General features: G+C 59.5%; 20 protein-coding genes and 1 tRNA gene. 11 read left to right on the top strand and 10 right to left on the bottom strand.

The features are described 5' to 3' along the window. Positions 1–96: 96 nt before the first annotated feature. The 4 genes from B6S01_RS09530 (at position 97) to B6S01_RS09510 (ending at position 1,807) form a co-directional block, all read left to right on the top strand. A complete protein-coding gene (locus B6S01_RS09530; RefSeq protein ID WP_037462934.1) occupies positions 97–465 on the top strand; it encodes a DUF6481 family protein in 369 nt (122 codons plus the stop codon). Positions 466–595: 130 nt separating this feature from the next. Then, positions 596–787, top strand: a complete 192-nt coding sequence (locus tag B6S01_RS09525; protein WP_037462936.1) for a hypothetical protein — start codon at positions 596–598, stop codon at positions 785–787. Positions 788–1,092: 305 nt separating this feature from the next. Continuing rightward, complete coding sequence (locus B6S01_RS09515; protein WP_037462939.1) at positions 1,093–1,389, top strand: DUF1971 domain-containing protein; 297 nt, start codon at positions 1,093–1,095, stop codon at positions 1,387–1,389. A gap of 109 nt (positions 1,390–1,498) precedes the next feature. Beyond that, complete coding sequence (locus B6S01_RS09510) at positions 1,499–1,807, top strand: alkylphosphonate utilization protein (protein ID WP_037462940.1); 309 nt, start codon at positions 1,499–1,501, stop codon at positions 1,805–1,807. A 135-nt stretch (positions 1,808–1,942) separates the two neighbouring features. On the opposite strand, the gene B6S01_RS09505 is transcribed toward B6S01_RS09510, so the two are convergent. Next, positions 1,943–2,713, bottom strand: coding sequence for a 3-keto-disaccharide hydrolase (locus tag B6S01_RS09505; RefSeq protein WP_037462941.1), 771 nt, complete (start codon positions 2,711–2,713; stop codon positions 1,943–1,945). Between the two features lie 11 nt (positions 2,714–2,724). Continuing rightward, positions 2,725–2,949, bottom strand: coding sequence for a hypothetical protein (locus B6S01_RS21335; protein ID WP_156103318.1), 225 nt, complete (start codon positions 2,947–2,949; stop codon positions 2,725–2,727). 64 nt (positions 2,950–3,013) lie between these two features. Between B6S01_RS21335 and B6S01_RS09500 the strand changes: the two genes are divergently transcribed. Further along, positions 3,014–3,514: a glycine cleavage system transcriptional repressor gene (locus B6S01_RS09500; protein ID WP_231567925.1), complete on the top strand. Its 501-nt coding sequence runs from the start codon at positions 3,014–3,016 to the stop codon at positions 3,512–3,514. Between the two features lie 192 nt (positions 3,515–3,706). Here the strand turns inward: B6S01_RS09500 and B6S01_RS09495 are convergent, their stop codons facing one another. From B6S01_RS09495 to B6S01_RS09480, 4 genes are all read right to left on the bottom strand, one after another. Then, complete coding sequence (locus B6S01_RS09495) at positions 3,707–4,189, bottom strand: pyridoxamine 5'-phosphate oxidase family protein (RefSeq protein WP_037462944.1); 483 nt, start codon at positions 4,187–4,189, stop codon at positions 3,707–3,709. A gap of 90 nt (positions 4,190–4,279) precedes the next feature. Further along, positions 4,280–5,545, bottom strand: a complete 1,266-nt coding sequence (locus B6S01_RS09490) for a cation:proton antiporter (protein ID WP_407695228.1) — start codon at positions 5,543–5,545, stop codon at positions 4,280–4,282. 208 nt (positions 5,546–5,753) lie between these two features. After that, entirely contained in the window at positions 5,754–7,457 is a 1,704-nt protein-coding gene (locus B6S01_RS09485; protein ID WP_037462947.1) for a cation acetate symporter, read from the bottom strand. Beyond that, a complete protein-coding gene (locus B6S01_RS09480; RefSeq protein ID WP_037462949.1) occupies positions 7,454–7,774 on the bottom strand; it encodes a DUF485 domain-containing protein in 321 nt (106 codons plus the stop codon). Before B6S01_RS09480 ends, B6S01_RS09485 begins: the two co-directional genes overlap by 4 nt. 297 nt (positions 7,775–8,071) lie before the next feature. Here B6S01_RS09480 and B6S01_RS09475 point away from each other — a divergent pair, with 297 nt between their 5' ends. The 6 genes from B6S01_RS09475 to B6S01_RS09445 all read left to right on the top strand — a co-directional run bounded on the left by B6S01_RS09475 (position 8,072) and on the right by B6S01_RS09445 (position 15,744). Next, positions 8,072–10,183: a TonB-dependent siderophore receptor gene (locus tag B6S01_RS09475; RefSeq protein ID WP_037462950.1), complete on the top strand. Its 2,112-nt coding sequence runs from the start codon at positions 8,072–8,074 to the stop codon at positions 10,181–10,183. A gap of 2 nt (positions 10,184–10,185) precedes the next feature. Then, entirely contained in the window at positions 10,186–11,370 is a 1,185-nt protein-coding gene (locus B6S01_RS09470) for a PepSY-associated TM helix domain-containing protein (protein ID WP_037462951.1), read from the top strand. A 217-nt stretch (positions 11,371–11,587) separates the two neighbouring features. After that, a complete protein-coding gene (locus B6S01_RS09465; protein ID WP_037462952.1) occupies positions 11,588–12,367 on the top strand; it encodes an SDR family NAD(P)-dependent oxidoreductase in 780 nt (259 codons plus the stop codon). Further along, positions 12,367–13,269, top strand: a complete 903-nt coding sequence (locus B6S01_RS09460) for an NAD(P)-binding domain-containing protein (protein ID WP_051908034.1) — start codon at positions 12,367–12,369, stop codon at positions 13,267–13,269. The genes B6S01_RS09465 and B6S01_RS09460 overlap by 1 nt, the downstream gene beginning before the upstream one ends. A 71-nt stretch (positions 13,270–13,340) precedes the next feature. After that, positions 13,341–13,637, top strand: coding sequence for a hypothetical protein (locus B6S01_RS09455; RefSeq protein ID WP_037462954.1), 297 nt, complete (start codon positions 13,341–13,343; stop codon positions 13,635–13,637). Between the two features lie 964 nt (positions 13,638–14,601). Continuing rightward, entirely contained in the window at positions 14,602–15,744 is a 1,143-nt protein-coding gene (locus B6S01_RS09445) for a tyrosine-type recombinase/integrase (protein WP_037462957.1), read from the top strand. Positions 15,745–15,824: 80 nt separating this feature from the next. Here B6S01_RS09445 and B6S01_RS09440 read toward each other — a convergent pair. The 4 genes from B6S01_RS09440 to B6S01_RS09425 all read right to left on the bottom strand — a co-directional run bounded on the left by B6S01_RS09440 (position 15,825) and on the right by B6S01_RS09425 (position 17,700). Next, positions 15,825–15,900 (bottom strand) — tRNA-Phe (locus tag B6S01_RS09440). 51 nt (positions 15,901–15,951) lie between these two features. Beyond that, positions 15,952–16,146, bottom strand: coding sequence for a DNA gyrase inhibitor YacG (locus tag B6S01_RS09435; RefSeq protein ID WP_081570353.1), 195 nt, complete (start codon positions 16,144–16,146; stop codon positions 15,952–15,954). Beyond that, entirely contained in the window at positions 16,136–17,125 is a 990-nt protein-coding gene (locus tag B6S01_RS09430) for a ribonuclease (protein WP_037462958.1), read from the bottom strand. Before B6S01_RS09430 ends, B6S01_RS09435 begins: the two co-directional genes overlap by 11 nt. Before the next feature lie 2 nt (positions 17,126–17,127). After that, complete coding sequence (locus B6S01_RS09425) at positions 17,128–17,700, bottom strand: Maf family protein (protein ID WP_037462960.1); 573 nt, start codon at positions 17,698–17,700, stop codon at positions 17,128–17,130. Positions 17,701–17,702 lie beyond the last annotated feature (2 nt).

Genomic DNA, 17,702 nt, shown 5'->3' with positions numbered 1-17,702 from the left:
GGAGGTTTTCTGTTAATAGCTTTCGCTACAACGCTAGGCGATCCTGCCTTTGCGGCGCAGCGCGCGCCATCGATAGTAAATTTCCAAGGATAAAAATTGCCTTCTTATAAAGCTCCTTCGTTCCAGGACCGCATCGCCGCAGCAGAATCGGCCAAACAGAAGGCTCTGAATGCATTGAGAGCCAAACCGCCCGTAGATGAGGCAATTATGGCGGAGCGACGCCGGGCGAGCGAAGCGAAAGATCAAGCAATTGCAATCGAGCGGGCCGCCAAGGCTAAGTCTGCTGCTTTGGCGAAAGCTCAAAAGGCAGAACGCAAAGCGGCCGAGCTGGCGGCAGAAGCTGAAAAGCAGGCGGCCGCAGAGGCCGCAGCCGCACTCAAGGCCGCCAGGCTGACGCCCGCCAGCGCCGCGGAAATGAAGGCTGCGCGCGATGCGCGTTACGCTGCGCGCAAAGCCCGAAAATAGCTAGTTGATGCTGGCGCTGGGGTGCCAGCACGCGTCCGGCAGGCTTGCGGGGAAGTCCGCCCACCGCTTTGGACCTGTTGCTTAGGACAGCGCACCAACACTGAGCATCCCCCGAATTTTCGGAGAAAATATGGCCGACTTGTATCTGAAAGCGTTGGAGTCGGAACGCCGCAGCCTGTGGGCCGAATGCAGGCTGAAGGGCCTCGCAAAGGATACCCCGGAGCGTATCCGTATAGCAGAACTGGACGAATTGCTTGCAAAGCATAAAGCCAAGAAAAACAGCGGATCTGCTCCGTCTGGCCCTGAAGCGAACATTCCATGAATGGGTATGCCGACTTCGAGACTCCCAATGATGAAGATACCGCAAAATATGTCCATCCATTACTTCCAGCTCGCGCGGGCACAGGCTGGCGATCCGATCGGGCACTGACTGCCGCTCAGCTTGGGCTTGGTCGTCACCCGCCTGCCTGACAAGCGCCTTGCGGATCGCGGAGAACATCCAAATTTCCCCTCCGGGTCCGTCGGCATAGATGGAGGGGCCGCCGCACCGGCTTTCCCGCAGAAGGCGGATCGGATTACGGAAAGCCTGCAACTTGGCGTGCAATTCTACCGCGAAAGGAATGAGGCATGATCGATCACCTTCCTGACGGGGTCACGCCCTATAAGCGCACGCCGACCTTCACCGAGAAAACCATACCGGCAGGTTTGCTGAACGATCATCACACCAAGGATGGCACCTGGGGATTGATCCACGTTGAGGAAGGCCAGCTGCGCTATATCGTTACCGACCCGCGCAGACCGCCATCAACGGCAACCCTCACCACAGAGACACCGCCAGGCGTCGTGGAACCCACAATCCTCCATCGCGTCGAGCCGCTTGGCGAGGTCCGTTTCCATGTCGAATTTCTGCGAACGGAGCCGTGAAAAGCGCCCATGGGCGCCACTGAACCCTGCTGAACCATGCGCACCGGGGCGGCCTCACCCGCGACGGCTGCCGAGCGGCTCAACTGATCAGCAATAGATGGATTTTCACATGAACGATATGAATGATGATTATGTCTATGACGAAGCTTCGGGAGAGTGGATCTCCACATCGGAAGCTACCGCGAAGGCGTCTGAAGCCAGCCGCGTCCAAGTGCGGGACTCCGCGGGCAACCTCCTGACTGACGGCGACAGCGTCATCACGATCAAAGATCTGAAGGTCAAGGGCGCCGGGCAGACGCTGCGCAAGGGAACCGTGATCAAGTCGATCCGGCTCACTGGCGACCCCCAGGAAATTGATTGCCGCTACGAAGGCATCAAGGGGTTGGTGCTCAGGGCCGAGTTCGTTCGCAAACACTGATCGATGCGGGCAGCTGCACAGCCGCGCGTGAGACTTTGCCTGCAGCAGACGAGCCTTTGCCCGGAAGCAATGGAAGAATATGTGCCGCTCGGACAGATGCTGCCGCCGGCAATCAATTCTCCCCTAGAGATCGCACTACAGCAGCTTCAACCGAATATTTCGATATTCAACCTTCATCGGCGGACCTACATGCACCTGCATGCCTAATTCGCCATTGCGCCGGCGGCCCTTTGCCTCATCAATCGCCGCCGCCATCAACTGGCCATTCAACAGGTGATAAAGCGCCGGGCCTTTTGCAATAATATGAGCTTCATTCCAGTCAGGTCTGATTGTCTTCAGAGATCCTGGCTCCCCAATCGTTCCAATAACTTGTGAAGGCGGTGTGGTCGTTCGCGTGAATTGACCGCGGCGGGCGATAAAGCTGCGCCCCCGCTCTTCGTAAACCATAGCCGTAAAGAGATTTCGGCCATCAATGTCGAACTGCAGCCCTGATAGCGCAAAGCGGTTGGCCGGTGTGATCTCATCTTTAACAACCACGCTGCGATAATTGATCCCGCTGTTGCCGCCGAGTGTTATTCTATAATCCAGCTTCAATTCGAAATCTTCGGGTTTACCGCCGCTCCATATCAGAAATGTATTGCTGCGGAGCAGAGTGTCCGGCGTAACTTGGCCAACTATGGCGCCATCCTCCACACGCCAGTATTGGGGATCCCCACGCCAGCCGGAGAGGGTTCTGCCATCAAACAACGGCTTGAACCCGGGGCCGTCGCCATCGACCCGCTGGGGCATCGGCGGTATGGCGTGCCGTGCATGGCCCTCCCGCGGCTGCGCCGCTGCGGCCAGGCGCGGAAAAACCGCCAAAGCGCCCACGCCCGCAATAAATGTGCGCCTCGTCTCGTGATCCATGACCCTCTCCCTCATGCCGATGTGCCTGCTTTTTTGCTCACCACATCGTTGCCGAAAGTCCTGCTAAGCACAAGCAGAGCGCCTGCGCGCTCTTGCAGATTTCGCGATGCTTTTGCTCGTTCATCAGCATTGCCCTGACCAGCGAGTTCGACCCTTGGCGGTCGCTCAGCCCCGAATATGCGGCGCATTGGTGCGGACGGACTGCTATTCAAAATTCCCTCTTCAAGATAATCCAATTGCACTATCTGGGTTGCTGGAGAGCGGCCAGCATAGAGGTGAATTATGGATCGAGCGGTAATCTTGACGGTAGTCGGCAGTGACAGGCCCGGTCTCACTCGATCGGTTGCCGAGGCGGTTTATGCTGCAGGCGGCAACTGGTTAGAAAGCCATCTCTCACGGCTCGGGGGAAAATATGTCGGTTCCGTGTTGGTCGAACTGCCCGAGGACCGTTTTGATGAACTCGAGCAAGCGGTTCGCGGCATCGATGCGACCGGGATCAAGATCGACATCATCGCGGCTGCCGAAACGGAAGAGCGCAGCGGGCAGTCGCTGGCGATCGAAATCGTTGGGCAGGATCGTCCCGGGATCGTTCGCGAGGTGACCTCCGTGCTCGCCAGGCTCAACATCAATATTGAAGACTTCGTCACAAAAATCGAAGGTAGCGCCTGGTCCGGCGCGCCGCTGTTTCGCGCAAAAGTGCAGATGATGCTTCCCGCCGATCATTCCACCGACGAAGTGCGCGAGGCGCTCGAAGCCATATCGAGCGAAGTCATGGTTGATTTTGAGTCCGCCTCCCACTGAAGGGGAGCATCGGGCCTCACCTTCGCCGGTATGTCAGTCCGAAGTTCGACATCAAGACTCGCCATCGCTGCTCAAATGGACACTCAGCGTGGGAAACCGCGTGCCGGATTCCTGCCGTTCGTTCGCAACGGGGAACCCCCTGCATTCGCAGGTCGGCGCAGCCAAGTGCCGCGCCGCCCCGGAAATCAGCTGCTACACGATGGTATTCGACACGACAGCGTGGCTGCCCTCTTCGCTTGCGTTGATCTTGCCTCCGAAAAGCATCTTGAGTTTCCCGGTCAATGACATGTCGGACTCCCAAAGCTCAGCTTCGTCGATGTCGAAGCGCAGAAGAGCAAGGTTGGGATCGGTCTTGCCGCCGGGAAACCACGCTTCCGCGGGCTTTGACCAAAGCTTGTCGATCATAGCCGGGTCATTATCCACTGTGACGCTGCCCGACAGACATGCGAAGAAGTCCTGCCCCTTGGAAACGAACTGTGCCATGACTGAACCGCCTTTTGCGAGGCGATTGTCCTTGCCGATGAAAAACCAGATCGTATCGACCTGATCCTTGTCGAGCTGTGCGGTCAACGGCTCTGAATGGCTGCTGCCGTCTGCAAGGCCGATCATGATGAAGGGCCCCTCCTCAAGCTTATCCCACATATGTTGCTTCAGCTTGTGCGTATCTACCGCCATTTCACTCTCCTCAGGTTGCGTGATCGACAACGCTGAGGGACGGGCGGAGTTTCGCCAGCACGCGGGACAGGTGCTTGAGGCGGTCGTAAATCAGCTTGGCGTGATACCCTGCTGTGCCGTTGGCCCCTCAAGATCCGGAGGCGGCGTTGCATTCTGGTCCGGATCGCGGCCGTGCTGACGATCCAATGTTCGCATGATCGGTGTGACCGTGAGGCCATGGAGCAGGATTGACAGAAGGGTGGTCAGGCCAACGATCGCCCATAGACGCTCGGTTTCGGCAAAGGGCGCATGGTTAAGCCCGTAGGCCAGGTAATAGAATGAGCCGACGCCGCGGATGCCGAAGAAGGCAAGCGTCAGCTTCTCTGAGCGGTCAGCCGGGAAGCGCGTGAGCCCAACCAGCCCTGCGATTGGCCGCACGACCAGGATAATTGCGAGGGCGGCAACGGCATCCTGCCACTGCAAGGTTCGCAGCATGCCGCTCACCAGCGCGCCGCCGAAAAGGATCAGCAATACCATCATCGCCAGCCGCTCCACCTGCTCGGTGATTGCGTGCATTTCATGGTGGAAGTCGTGGTTGCGATGAGAGCGCCGCAGGGTGATCGCCGTGACGAACACCGCGAGAAACCCGTAACAGTCCACCATCTCGGTCAGGCCGTAGGACACGAAGGTGGCGGCAACGGCGATCAACCCGTCGCCCGTTTGCGCCAGCTTTGTTTCGGCAGGAAGGTGGAAGGTAAGCCAGCCAAACAGCCAGCCAATTGCCCATCCGCCGGCAACGCCCATGCCAATCTCCCATAGCACAGCGTGCAACACCCAGTCGCGGGCCCATGGTTCGCCTGTAGCGGCTGACAGGCTGAGCGCGATCGCCAGATTGACAAATGGGAAAGCCAGCCCGTCATTCAGGCCCGCTTCAGAGGTGAGGCCAAAGCGCACTTCGTCTTCCTCGCCCGTTTTGGGTGGTCCGACCTGTACGTCGGCCGCGAGAACCGGGTCGGTCGGCGCGAGGCTGGCCCCGAGCAACAATGCTGCGGTCCAGGATAGACCCAACCCCCAACCGCCAATGGCCGTAGTGGCGAGGATCGACAGCGGCATCGTGATTGCCAGCAGCCGCCATGTGACATTCCAGCGCCGCCAGCTGAAGACGCGGTCAAGCTTCAGACCGGCGCCCATGAGGGCGATGATGACGACCAGTTCGGTGAACCGTTCAGTGATGTCGGGGAACGACCACGGCAGGGGAACCAGGCTGATAGCCGGGAGCAGGAATAGGCCCGCGCCAATCGCAATGCAGATGATTGGCAGCGAAAGCGGCAGGCGTTTCAGCGCCAGGGGCAGCCACGCGACGAGCGCGATCAGCAAGCCGACGCCTGTTAGCCACAGAATATAGGGTTCAGGCGACGAGAAGCCGAGCACCGATTCTCAACGATCAAACTGTGATTGAGTTCAGTTATGCCGTGAATCATCCCGGCCATGGCCATGACCCAAAACGGCGGTTCACGAGCAAAAGTCAGGCTCCTGAAATCAGCCGTTGATCGGGGCATTCGGCACGGCCAACCTCGCAGGATTATCAGTGATCGCTCGCGGCAAAAGCGCCTATGCCTGTCTCCGCCCGCACCCGTTGCGCTGGATAGCCCGCCTTGTCGACCTCCGCACGCCGGGAACGATCGAAAAGCGAGATCAGCCAGATTGCGATGAAGCCCGCCGGAACCGAAAAGATCGCCGCTGAACTATAGGGAAATGGCGCAGTTCCGAGATTGAAGCTGTTGGTCCAAACGGCTGGTGAGAGCAGAGTAAGAACAAAAGCGGTCAACAATCCAATCGCACCGCCCCATGCAGCGCCGCGGGTGGTGCATCCGCTCCAAAGCAGCGAGAGAATAAGCACCGGAAAATTCCCTGAAGCTGCCAGCGCGAAGGCCAGGCTGACCATGAAAGCTACATTCTGCTTTTCGAACACAAGGCCCAACAGCACCGCCAGTGCGCCAAGCGCCAGCGTGGTCAGACGCGACATGCGGAGTTCGTCTGCGGACGTAGCGTTCCCGTGTCTAAATACGGTGGCATAAAGATCATGGCTCACAGCCGAGGCCCCCGATAGCGTCAACCCGGCCACGACAGCCAGGATAGTCGCAAAGGCGACCGCTGAAATGAAGCCAAGAAAGGCGTTGCCGCCGATTGCGTGCGCGAGATGGATCGCGGCCATATTGCCGCCGCCCCGCAGCGCTCCTTCAGCATCAAGATAATCAGGCTGCGTGCCGACGAGCACGATCGCACCGAAGCCGATGATGAAGGTGAGGATATAGAAATAACCTATCCAGCCCGTAGCCCAAAGCACGGATTTGCGGGCTTCCTTGGCGTCAGGAACGGTGAAGAAGCGCATGAGAATGTGAGGAAGGCCCGCGGTGCCCAGCATCAGCGCCAAGCCAAACGAAATGGCGGACACGGGATCCTTGATGAAGTTTCCCGGCGCCATAATCGATCGGCCCTGCTCCGCAGCTTCCGCTCCGTTAACCCCCTTTGCAAGCGCCGCGTCGGCCTTCACCTCTACGGCGCGAGTAAAGAGGTTCTCAAATGAAAAACCCACATGCGCCATGACCATTAACGCCATGAAGCTGGCGCCGCCGAGCAGTAGCACCGCTTTTATGATCTGGACCCACGTCGTGGCGCGCATGCCTCCGAACAGTACGTAGAGCATCATGAGCGCGCCCACGATCAAAACGGCCACGGCATAGGGGAGGCCGAACAGGAGCTTGATGAGCTGTCCCGCCCCGACCATCTGCGCAATCAGGTAGAAGCTGACGACCAGCAACGTGCTGATCGCGGCGAAACTGCGAACCGGCGGTTGGGCGAAGCGATAGGACGCCACATCAGCAAAAGTGTATCGTCCCAGGTTCCGCAACCGTTCCGCCATCAGGAAGAGCAGGATCGGCCAACCGACCAGGAAGCCTGTCGAGTAGATAAGGCCGTCATAGCCATCATTGAAGATCTGTGCCGAAATGCCGAGGAAAGAAGCCGCCGACATGTAGTCGCCGGCCATCGCCAGGCCGTTCTGAAAGCCCGTGATGCCACCGCCTGCCGTATAGAAATCCGACGCGGTGCGGGTCCGTGCGGCGGCCGCCTTGGTAATCCAAAGTGTCAGCCCGACAAAGGCCACAAACATGGCGATCGCTACCCAGTTGGTCGGCTGACGCTGCGCTTCCCCCTCAAACGCCGCGGCGAAACCCGGCGCCGGCAGAAGGATCAACGGAAAAGCGAGCGCGATCAATGTCGCCCTCATGCACCATGATCCTTCAGGATTTCCGCCATAGCTGCGTCAAAATGGCGATTGGCGTAGGCGACATAAGCGGCAGTCAGGGCGACGGCGAGCAGGATGATGCCAAGGCCGACCGGAATACCAAGGGTCGTAACACCTCCAGCGAGAGGCAGGCCCAGCAGCGCCTTGTCGAATGCGATCAGCATCAGATATCCCAGGAAAGTAAGGAAGATTATTGCTGACAACGACCAGCCGAGCCGCGAGCGATGCTTTACCAACATCATGTAGCGCGTGTCGGCCGCCACCGCCGAAATGAGGTCCGTTCCCTCTCCATCGGTCATTCCCGCTTCCCCCTGTTTCGGTGCGTAACGATAGAGTTGAAGCCTGTGATTGCAAGCCCGACAGGTCACTGACGTCGACGCCAAGGGTCCGCAGTTCCGCCACAACGTGGAGCCAGCAACCTATACGCAATTGGTAGCTGACCGCGTCAATGTCCGCTTCCAGGTCTGCCACGACCGCGTGCAGAAATGTGCCGACCAAGGAGCGCTGCTGCGAGAATGGAATTGGCAACTTGCCCTGACCATTCAAAGGCCGTATCGCGAATCACTATCATTAGCGAAACTGATACGGGGGTTGTCTTGTCTATATTCCGCGCGGCGCTGTTTGCGTCTGTTCCCGTCTGGGCGTCGATGGCTTCCGCACAGGAAGCCCCTGCATCGGCGCCAGATGCGGCCTGGGCCGATAGCGATCAGATCATCGTGACGGGACGCGCACAGCGCCTCTACCGCACCGAAACCACGACCGTCGGCAAAAGCGCCGAAGATCCGCTCGACATTCCACAGGCGTTGCAGGTGATCAACAAGGATCTCTTCGCCGATCAGGGCGCGCGCGACGCGACCGACATCTATCGCAATATTTCGGGTGTCAGCTTCTTCAGCTATGCGGGCGTGACGTTCCGCGGATTTCGCCAGGACCAGTCCTTCTATGATGGGATGCGGGGAAATCCATTCATCGGCTTTTCCGTGCCGCAGCTTTTCAATATCGAACGGGTGGAAGTGTTGAAGGGACCGGCGGGGCTTTTCTTTGGTCCAGGGTCGCCCGGCGGCATCATCAACTATGTGTCGAAGGTGCCCGGAGACACCAGCGCCATGCGCTTGGTGGCGACGGCGGGCAATTATGGTCGTCGCGGCATATCCGCCGAAGCGAACGGCCCGGTGGATAAGGACGGGATCGTCACCTACCGCCTCGGCGGCTTTTACGAGGCGATGAACCCCTATCGGCGCAATACGAAGAATGTGTCGCTGATCGGCGATGGCGGCCTTGCCATCAGGACCAACGAGGGCGGCAAGCTGACGCTTCAGGCGACGGTCTATGACAATGATCTTCAGGCCAACCGTCTGCGCGGCATATTGACCGATGATGACGGCAATTTTCTGACTGACATCCGTTGGAACGCCAACGAGCCCACCGATTTTCTCCATCTCAAGTCGCAGGCCTATCAGGCGCGTTACGCGACCGCGATCGGAGACAGCGTCACATTCGATGCGGGCGTGCGCTATTTCAAGGCGACCGAAACGCAACAATATCATGAGCCGCGCGGGTTGGTCGCAGGTAGCGACGATCTGGTCGCGCGCGAGTTCCGCGACCAGATCCGCGATGTCGATGGCCTGTCCTTTTCCGCCAATCTGACGGCGCAGGTCGATCTGCTCGGCATGGAGCATAAGTTCCAGACCGGCGCGGACTGGTATGACGAGACGAGCGTGCTCAGTTCGCGCATCCTGCGCGCAGGCGTGACGCCGCTTAGCCTCAGCAATCCCGTCTATACCAACAGCGCGCCCGATGTGGCGCGGGCCGCTTTGCTGCCCTTCACCGTCACGGATACGCGCACCAAGCGCCAGGGCGCCTATCTGCAGGACCAGATCAGCCTGAGCGATGCCTTCATGCTGGTGGCAGGCGTGCGCTACGACAAGTTCGAGGATCGCGTGGTCAACGCCGCCTCTTATGAAGATGACGATATCACCTTCCGCACCGGCGCCATCTACAAGCCGCGCAAGGATGTTTCGATCTATCTGAGCTGGTCGCAAAGCTTCGAACCGCAGACCGCCGCCAGCCAGAATGGCGACGTCGGCGGTCCCTTCGCCCCCGTCACCGGCGACCAGTTCGAAGGCGGCATCAAGACCGACCTGTTCGACGGCAGGCTTCAGGCCAATCTGGCCGCCTACCGCATCGTGCGCAGGAATATCCTCCAGGCCGATACCAGCCTGCCGCCCGTGAATGGCCAGGACCAGTTGCGCCCGATCGGCGAGGTGACGAGCAAGGGGTTCGAAATCGACCTGTCCACCGACATTAGCGCCAACTGGGTGGCGCTGGTCAATTATGGCTATAATGATACGAAGATCACCGGTACGATCGCGGGTCAGGCGATCACCAACGCCGTCGGCAATCGCTTCGCCAATGCGCCCAAGCATAAGGTCGGCTTCTGGACCCGCTATCAGGTGCCGACGATCGACGCCGCCTTTGCGGTCGGCGGCGAACATGTGTCGAAGCGCATCAGCCTCTCGGGGCAGACAGTGAAGCCTTACACGATCTTCGACGCATCGATCACCAAGGGGCTTGGCTTTGCCGAACTGATGCTGCGCGTCGATAATATTTTCGACAAAGTCTATGCCGCATCGGGCTTTTCGGCACAGAGCGGGCACTTTCCCGGCGAACCGCGGACATTTCTGGCCGAACTCCGCTTTCAGTTCTGAACATGGATCAGCTGCGCGCAAAAAAGGGCCGGTCGCTCTGGTGGGTGGTGCATAGCTGGATCGGCCTGAAACTGTCGATCTTCATGACCTTCATCCTGGCGACGGGCACCTTTGCCGTGTTCGCGCATGAAATCGACTGGCTGGCGACGCCCGCAATGCGGGTATCGCCCCGGTCGGAACCCGTCGCGTCTTGGGGGGCATGGGCGCAGGCGGCGGCCCGTGCCGCGCCGGATGCCCGGCTTCAGACGCTCTATGCGCCCATAGACCCCTGGTTTACGGTCGAGGCCTGGGTCAGTCGCGGCGAGGGCGCCCCGGAGCGGGTATATGTCGATCCCTGGACGGCGGAGGTCACCGGCAGGCATGGCTGGGCCAATGTCCACCGCTTCCTGCGGCAGGCCCATCGCCACCTGATGCTGCCGACGAAGATCGGCATACCGATCGTCTGTTCGCTCGCCCTGCTGCTCGCGGTATCGCTGGTTTCCGGCATCGTCACCTACAAGAAATGGTGGCGCGGCTTTTTCCGAGCGCCGCGCGGCGGGGATGGGCGGCGGATGACGGGCGACCTGCATCGCCTGATGGGCTTGTGGAGCCTGTGGTTCGTGGCGCTGATCACGCTGACGGGCTTATGGTATCTGGTGGAGACATTGGGCGGGAACGCCCAGGTGCCCAAATTGCCGGAAGTGGCGGCTGGCGCCATGCCGACCGGGACCGCGCTGGACCGGCTGGTCGCCGTCGCGCGCCGCGCCGATCCTGCGCTCGACATTCGGGAAATCCGTTTCACGCCCGACAATGGCGTCATTTTCCTCGGCCAGTCCTCCGCCTGGCTGGTGCGGGATCGCGCCAACGCGGTGGTCGTCGATCCAGCTACGTCGCGGGTCCTAGCGCGGCTGGACGGACGCGCGTTGAGCGCGCATCAGCGCATTTCTGAAATGGCCGATCCGCTGCATTTCGGCACGTTCGGCGGCCTGTGGACCAAAGCCATCTGGTTCCTGTTCGGCGCGCTGCTGACGGCAATGGCCGTCACCGGCACGATGATCTACGCGATGCGGCTGGCCCGAACGTCGCGATCCGACACCGGCAGCATGAAGATCGCCTGGCAGGGCATGGGCGCCTGGGGATATATTGGCGTCGCCCTCATTCTCCTCACCCTTATCTTGACGCCGGGGGCGATTGGGGGAGCGAGCTGAATATCCGATCCCCTAGTTTGGGAAGGGCAGCTCTTCATAATACATCTCAAAGCTGCATTTGCTGGTGGTTCGGTTTGGACAAAACATCCTAATGTGAGAGCAAATCTTTCCGGCCAAACAGATCGATACGGTGGAGTGACGCTTGCCGAACCTGCCGGAATATCCATTATAGCTGATTTTTGAAAAGACGGCGGCAGCCGCGGCGCAGGAGGATGTGATGGCGGGTATAGCGGGAAAGAGAGCGATCGTTACGGGGGCTGCGCAGGGCATCGGCGCGGCCATCGCACGCCGTTTCGTGCAGGAAGGCGTCCGCGTCATCCTGGCCGATCTTGACCGCGATGCCGTGACGGCGCTCGCCAGCGAACTTGATCAGCAAGCAATCCGCGTCGATGTCGGCCTACGGGAAGATCTCGACCGCATGTTCGATCTTGCCGAGCAGCAGTTGGGCGGTCTCGACATCTTGGTGAACAATGCCGGCATGACCTGTGCGGCGGAGTTGGACGACCTGACCGAGGAAGCATTCGACCGTGTGATGGCCGTGAACGTGAAGGCTGCGTTCCTCGGTATTCAGCGAGCCGCGCGATTGATGGATCGCGGCGGGGCGATCATCAACATGTCGTCGGTCAATGCGGAACTCGCAATCCCCAACCAGATTGCCTATGCCACCTCCAAAGGAGCGGTCAAACAATTGACCAACGTAACGGCGCTCGCGCTTGCTCCTCGCGGGATCAGGGTGAATGCGATCGGGCCAGGCACGATCCTGACGGAAATGGCGCTTGGCATCATGTCGGACGACGAAATGAAGCAGCGCATTCTCAGCCGCACGCCGATGGGCAGGCTGGGCCTGGTCGAGGAGATTGCCAGTATTGCAGTTTTTCTGGCCGGCGATCAGGCGTCTTATATCACCGGTCAGACGATCTATGCGGATGGGGGACGATTGGGGCTGAACTACACCGTACCGGTGCTGCCCGAGCAGATGCAGGAGAATTCAGCATAATGGACAGGATCGGCTTCATAGGATTGGGCGCGATGGGGCGGCCCATGGCTTCCAACATGGCGCGGAAGGGTTTCAACGTGCTTGCCTACGACCTCCAGCCGCAGGCGCTGGATGCAGTCGTTTCCGCGGGCGCGACGGCGGCCAGCAGCAGCGCGGATGTGGCGGCGCAGAGCGATATCGTCTTCACCATGCTGCAAAACTCCGCGCAGGTTCAGGCCGTGCTGGAAGGCGAAGTCTTCCCCAATTTGAAGCCCGGCGGGATCGTCGTGGACATGAGCACGATCGAGCCTTCCGTTACCGATCGGATGATCGAGCGGGCGGCCAAAGCAGGGCTGATATTCGTCGATTCACCTGTGGGCCGCACGACCACATTCGCCGAGCGAGGCGAATCGCTGCTGATGGTTGGGGCAGAAGCGGAACATCTTGAACGTCTGGAGCCTATCTTGCGCTCCATGGCGACGACGATCATCCACTGCGGACCGCCGGGACACGGCATTCGTATCAAGATCGTCAACAATTTCATCGTCATCAACACCGTGCAGGTGAACGCCGAGGCGCTGGCGCTCGGCGCAGCCCTTGGTCTCGATGTCGAAGCCGAATTGGAGGTTTTCAACGGCACCCTGGCCACCAACGGCTTCCTGAAGGTCGGCTTTCCGGAAAAGACGCTGGCAGGGGACATCGAGCCAGGCTTTCAGATCGATCTGGCGCATAAGGACATTTCGATCGCCATTGCCACGGCCAATGAATTGAAGGTTCCGCTCGCCGTCGGTGCTGCTACCCGTGAAGCGATAAATCTCGCCCGCGCGCGAGGAATGGGAGGCAAGGACTTTACACCCGGATTCCCCATGTCTGGCATATTCGGCGGCACGGGATGGAAGAACTGGCGGCCATCCCGGGGATAACCCTGCCAGGCATCATGTAGGTCCGGCCACTCCGGTCGGGCAGTTGCTGGAAGCCGCGATGGCGGCGCACAGTGGACACCGCTTGCACCATCCGCGCCCAGACGCGCGGACCGCTGGTGTGCGAGCTGCAAATGACACCCCCTACCGACGTTTACGCGCGCGAAGTGGTGATGGCGCGCGTCAATCATCTGATCCGGCGCAAACAGAATGAGATCGAACGCATCGCGCGTATCATTCGCGCCTGCTTCGAGCCCGAGACGGTCCAGGCACCCCAACCGGGGAAGATCAGGTTACAGGCCTTCTCGACAGTCTGGTCGATATACTATATATGTAACGTTTTCAAACAATCACCCGAAATGGAGCAATAAAATGAATGAAAACGGCAGTTTACTGATATTAAATGAATTTAACTACTATTCATAACTACAAACTCCATTAACTACTGGAATTATGAACCGACAGGAAATACCTATGGTTGTGAGCGATATTCCTAAACTGATGAGAGATATTCATCAGACATGGCAAGATAACCTTGCTATGATGCCCGCAGGGCTGTTTTAAACCACCGCCAGCCGGTGAAATTGATTTTTAGGTGGTCAGGTAGCGGAGCGCCCTTGAGGGCCCTCTACGGGGCTGTATTTCAACAGTTCTATATCCATGACAAAGGCGTGCCGGACGTTACCTCCACCACCGGATGAGGGTTACAGAAAATAACGATCTGCCCGCCTCCAACGTAGACGGTGAAGCCCTTGGCCCAAGCCATCGTTATCAGATCTACAAGCCCGTTCGCCTTTTTTGCGGCCCTGATGCTCCGGCGGATCACCCCTCCATCTTTCGCAATCTTGCGTTCGAACGCTTGGGCTGCCCATGATGCGCCCTTCGGGCCACGGTGCCTTTTAGTTGTCACGGCCCGCCGCCTTTCGGACATAGGCCCGCAGATCATCGGTGTAATAGAAGCACATACCCCCGATCTTATGGGAGGGCGGGCCTTTGCCCGTGCGTTTCCACTCGGCCAGCGTTTTGGATTGAGTCCCGAGGAATCGGGCAGCGTCCCGACGGCTTAAACGGCCCTCCGCTCCAGCGGCGGCGGATTCGTATGATATTCTTGGCATTCTTGTCGCTCCTCAAGTCGTTGAGGGCGATCCATATAAAGGAGATTCGCGGGATCGCAACAACAAATTAATAATTGTTGACAGTAGATCACCGCTAATACTTAATGATATTAGATATGATCTGAAGTGTGAATGGAATAGGATAGGAAAACTCCGAAGGTAATCGGCACGTTGACTCCGGACAATCGGGCATACTATTTACGTGCCACAAGGAGTCTTCATGAGCATCAAGCTGCCTCTAACCCGCAAATCCATCCGCACCCTTCGCCAAGGCGATAAGATCACAGAAAAGGGGATCACCGCCGAAAAGCTGACCGATGGGGTTGAGGGCGATGTGCGCTACTCGATTAACGTGATGGTGGACGGAAGCCGCGTACACCGGATCATCGGCAAGGGCAGTGAAGGCGTGACGCTAACGCAAGCGCAGGAAGCTATCGAGTTGCTGCGTACTAGGGCTAGGGAAGACCGGCTGGACCTGCCCAAAGGCCGGAAGGTTGCCATGTCATTCAAGGAGGCGGCAGACGGCTACATCAAGCGCCTGAAGGAAGAGGGCGGGAAAACAATCGAACGCAAAGAGCGGACGCTGGAACTCTATTTGACGCCCGCGCTGGGACCAAAACCGCTTTCCAAAATCACTTCATCGGACTTGGCTGTTTACCGCACCCAACGCAGAAAGGCAGGTGCGAAAGATGCGACGATTAACCGCGAAATGGCTGTGGTGTCCCACCTATACAGCAAGGCAGTTGATTGGGGTTGGGTCACGGCAAAGCCCAAGATAGTTCGCGCCAAGGAAGGCGATGGAAGGATCGCCTATCTTACGCCGGAGCAGTGCGCCCGAATCATTTCAGCGGCTAGGAACGACCTCAGCCCGCATATCCATCCATTTTGCGTCATTGCTCTCTCGACCTCCATGCGAATGTCCGAAGTGCTGAGCATCAAACCGGAGCATCTGGACTTCGATAAGCGCCGTATCTTCATTCCAAGCGCCAAGGCAGGCCAGCGGGAGCAACCGATGACCAAGGCCCTGTCCGACTTCTTGAAGGCTCATCTGGGCGGCTTGCCGGATGATGCCGAATGGCTTTTCCCGAACAGTGCCAGCAAATCAGGTAGGGTGATGACCATACGGAAGGCACACCGGCGGGTCGTCAAGGCGGCTGGCCTGAACCCCGATGAGGTTCTGCGTCATACGTTCCGTCACACAGCTATTACGCATCTGGTGCAGGCAGGCGTGGACCTTCCAACCGTCCAGAAGGTGAGCGGGCATAAAACCCTAGCTATGGTTGCTCGCTATGCCCACGCGAACGGCGAACATATTGATGCCGCCATGGACAACCTTGAACAGCGCATCGCACTGCCAATTTGATCCAATTACACAGGAATTACACAGGGAAGAAAGCGCAACTCACTTAACAGACGAAAAACCGTTATTTTTCAGTGAGATAGTGGTGCCCGGGGACGGAGTCGAACCGCCGACACTGCGATTTTCAGTCGCATGCTCTACCAACTGAGCTACCCGGGCACTGGCGCCGGGGAGAACCACCGGCGGCTTCGAGAGGCGTGCCTATAGGCATCAATCCGGGGGGCTGTCCACCCCATAATCGTCGCTTTTTTTCATCTCGTCGGCGGCCGGTGTGCCGGGAACGCGATATCCGTCACCAAGCCATTGTAGCAGGTCTCGATCGCGGCAGGCCTTGCTGCAAAAGGGGCGCGAGCCAGCCTGGGATGGCTGGCCGCAAATCGGACAGGGGGATGTTTTAGGCGACATGGCCGCCGGATATGGCGAGGCTGGCGTCCGCCTTCAAGCTGATCGCACCACCACGGCGGCGGGCAAGCTGCTCAACCCAGTCGGAGGTCTTGTGCAGGCGGTCGATGATCGCCGGCGCGGCGGTGATCGTTGCGGGGCCGCCATTGCCGTGGCGTTCGGCGCGGCGCAACAGCGCGAGCGTCGCCGTTTCGACCGGGTCGGCGCGGAGCAGCTCCATAAGACTCATCCGCTCACGACGGCGAATGATCTGGACGAAGCCAAAGCCGTTGACAGCCGTGCGCTCGAAAGGGAGCGGCAGATATTTGTCGATCTGCGATGCGGCTACGGTGCGTTCATCCTTGTTGTTCATCGTCGGCAGGTCGATGCCGATGGACCCGGCCAGCCCCATGCGGCGGATCGCCTGAGCCGCGAGCTTCGCGCCTTTGGGGCCGAGTTTGGCGGGAGGAAGGGAGCCATCGACGTCGATCAGAATCATCGCAGGGGTGGGAAAGATGCGTAACGCCGCTTCCTCCGTACCGATCTCGCCGGAGATCGCCTCTTCCATGAGTTCGCTCCACCCATGGGCTTCGAACCGGTCTTCTTCATGTGCGGGGCATGGTATCACCGGCAGGTCCGTTGCCCGCAGGCGCTGGAGCAGGCTGGGGGCGGGATGAGCCTTTGAACCGGGCTGCGCAATGCGGGCCTTGGCCAGCTTGGCGCGGCCTTCCTCTGGAATGGCTTCGCGCAGGATGTCGAGGAGAACGGTCGCCCCCTCCGCGATCTTCGGGGGGATGGGTTCGACCAGCACCTCTTCGCCGGAGATCAGGCGGGCGATGCCCCGCTTTTTAGGGATAATGGTGCGGACGAGCTTGCCCTGCATCACCGATCCGGTGCGAGCGGCGTCGCTTTCGCGTTCGATCTGCGCTTCGACCAGACGGCCCTTTTCAATTTTCGCGGCGCGGGCTTCGCCAATGCCTTCTTCGTAAAGCCATTCGGCCATGTTCAGTCCAATGGATAGCCCGCTGCCCTGAGCAGCGCGCGGGTTTCGTAAAGGGGCAGGCCCATGATTGCGCTGTGGCTGCCCTGGATGGCCCGAATGAGGCCAGCAGCTCGCCCCTGGATCGCATAACCGCCCGCCTTGCCGTGCCATTCCCCGCTGGCAAGATAGGCGTCGATCTCGGCGCGGTCGAGGCGCTTGAAGGTGACGATATTGGTGGAGAGGCGGTGCCGCGCCCTGCAGTCTGCGTCGATCAGCGTGATCGCGCTCAGCACCCGGTGGCGACGGCCGGAAAGAAGTTCAAGGCACTTGCGCGCTTCGGCCTCGCTCTCCGCCTTGGGAAGGATGCGGCGGCCCGCAGCCACAACGGTGTCGCCCGAAAGCACGAGCGCGCCTGGATGTCGTTGCGCCACCAGCGCCGCCTTGTCGGCAGCGACACGGGCAGCGTAAACGGCAGGCAGTTCGGCCTTCAATGGTGTTTCATCAATATCGGCGGGATCCACCGCATCAGGAGACACGCCGATCTGACCCAGAAGTTCACACCGTCTGGGAGAAGCCGAAGCAAGAATAAGCCGCATGA

The sequence above is a fragment of the Sphingobium herbicidovorans genome (genome assembly GCF_002080435.1).
GTDB classification, from domain to species: domain Bacteria; phylum Pseudomonadota; class Alphaproteobacteria; order Sphingomonadales; family Sphingomonadaceae; genus Sphingobium; species Sphingobium herbicidovorans.
This window is presented reverse-complemented; position numbering and strand designations above follow the sequence as displayed.

Bases quoted from the DNA above. Each gene is read 5' to 3' on its own strand.
- B6S01_RS09525 (WP_037462936.1), top strand. From the start codon at position 596: ATGGCCGACTTGTATCTGAAAGCGTTGGAGTCGGAACGCCGCAGCCTG.
- B6S01_RS09515 (WP_037462939.1), top strand. From the start codon at position 1,093: ATGATCGATCACCTTCCTGACGGGGTCACGCCCTATAAGCGCACGCCG.
- B6S01_RS09510 (WP_037462940.1), top strand. From the start codon at position 1,499: ATGAACGATATGAATGATGATTATGTCTATGACGAAGCTTCGGGAGAG.
- B6S01_RS09505 (WP_037462941.1), bottom strand. From the start codon at position 2,713: ATGGATCACGAGACGAGGCGCACATTTATTGCGGGCGTGGGCGCTTTG.
- B6S01_RS09495 (WP_037462944.1), bottom strand. From the start codon at position 4,189: ATGGCGGTAGATACGCACAAGCTGAAGCAACATATGTGGGATAAGCTT.
- B6S01_RS09485 (WP_037462947.1), bottom strand. From the start codon at position 7,457: ATGAGGGCGACATTGATCGCGCTCGCTTTTCCGTTGATCCTTCTGCCG.
- B6S01_RS09480 (WP_037462949.1), bottom strand. From the start codon at position 7,774: ATGACCGATGGAGAGGGAACGGACCTCATTTCGGCGGTGGCGGCCGAC.
- B6S01_RS09470 (WP_037462951.1), top strand. From the start codon at position 10,186: ATGGATCAGCTGCGCGCAAAAAAGGGCCGGTCGCTCTGGTGGGTGGTG.
- B6S01_RS09465 (WP_037462952.1), top strand. From the start codon at position 11,588: ATGGCGGGTATAGCGGGAAAGAGAGCGATCGTTACGGGGGCTGCGCAG.
- B6S01_RS09460 (WP_051908034.1), top strand. From the start codon at position 12,367: ATGGACAGGATCGGCTTCATAGGATTGGGCGCGATGGGGCGGCCCATG.
- B6S01_RS09445 (WP_037462957.1), top strand. From the start codon at position 14,602: ATGAGCATCAAGCTGCCTCTAACCCGCAAATCCATCCGCACCCTTCGC.
- B6S01_RS09435 (WP_081570353.1), bottom strand. From the start codon at position 16,146: ATGTCGCCTAAAACATCCCCCTGTCCGATTTGCGGCCAGCCATCCCAG.
- B6S01_RS09430 (WP_037462958.1), bottom strand. From the start codon at position 17,125: ATGGCCGAATGGCTTTACGAAGAAGGCATTGGCGAAGCCCGCGCCGCG.
- B6S01_RS09425 (WP_037462960.1), bottom strand. From the start codon at position 17,700: ATGCGGCTTATTCTTGCTTCGGCTTCTCCCAGACGGTGTGAACTTCTG.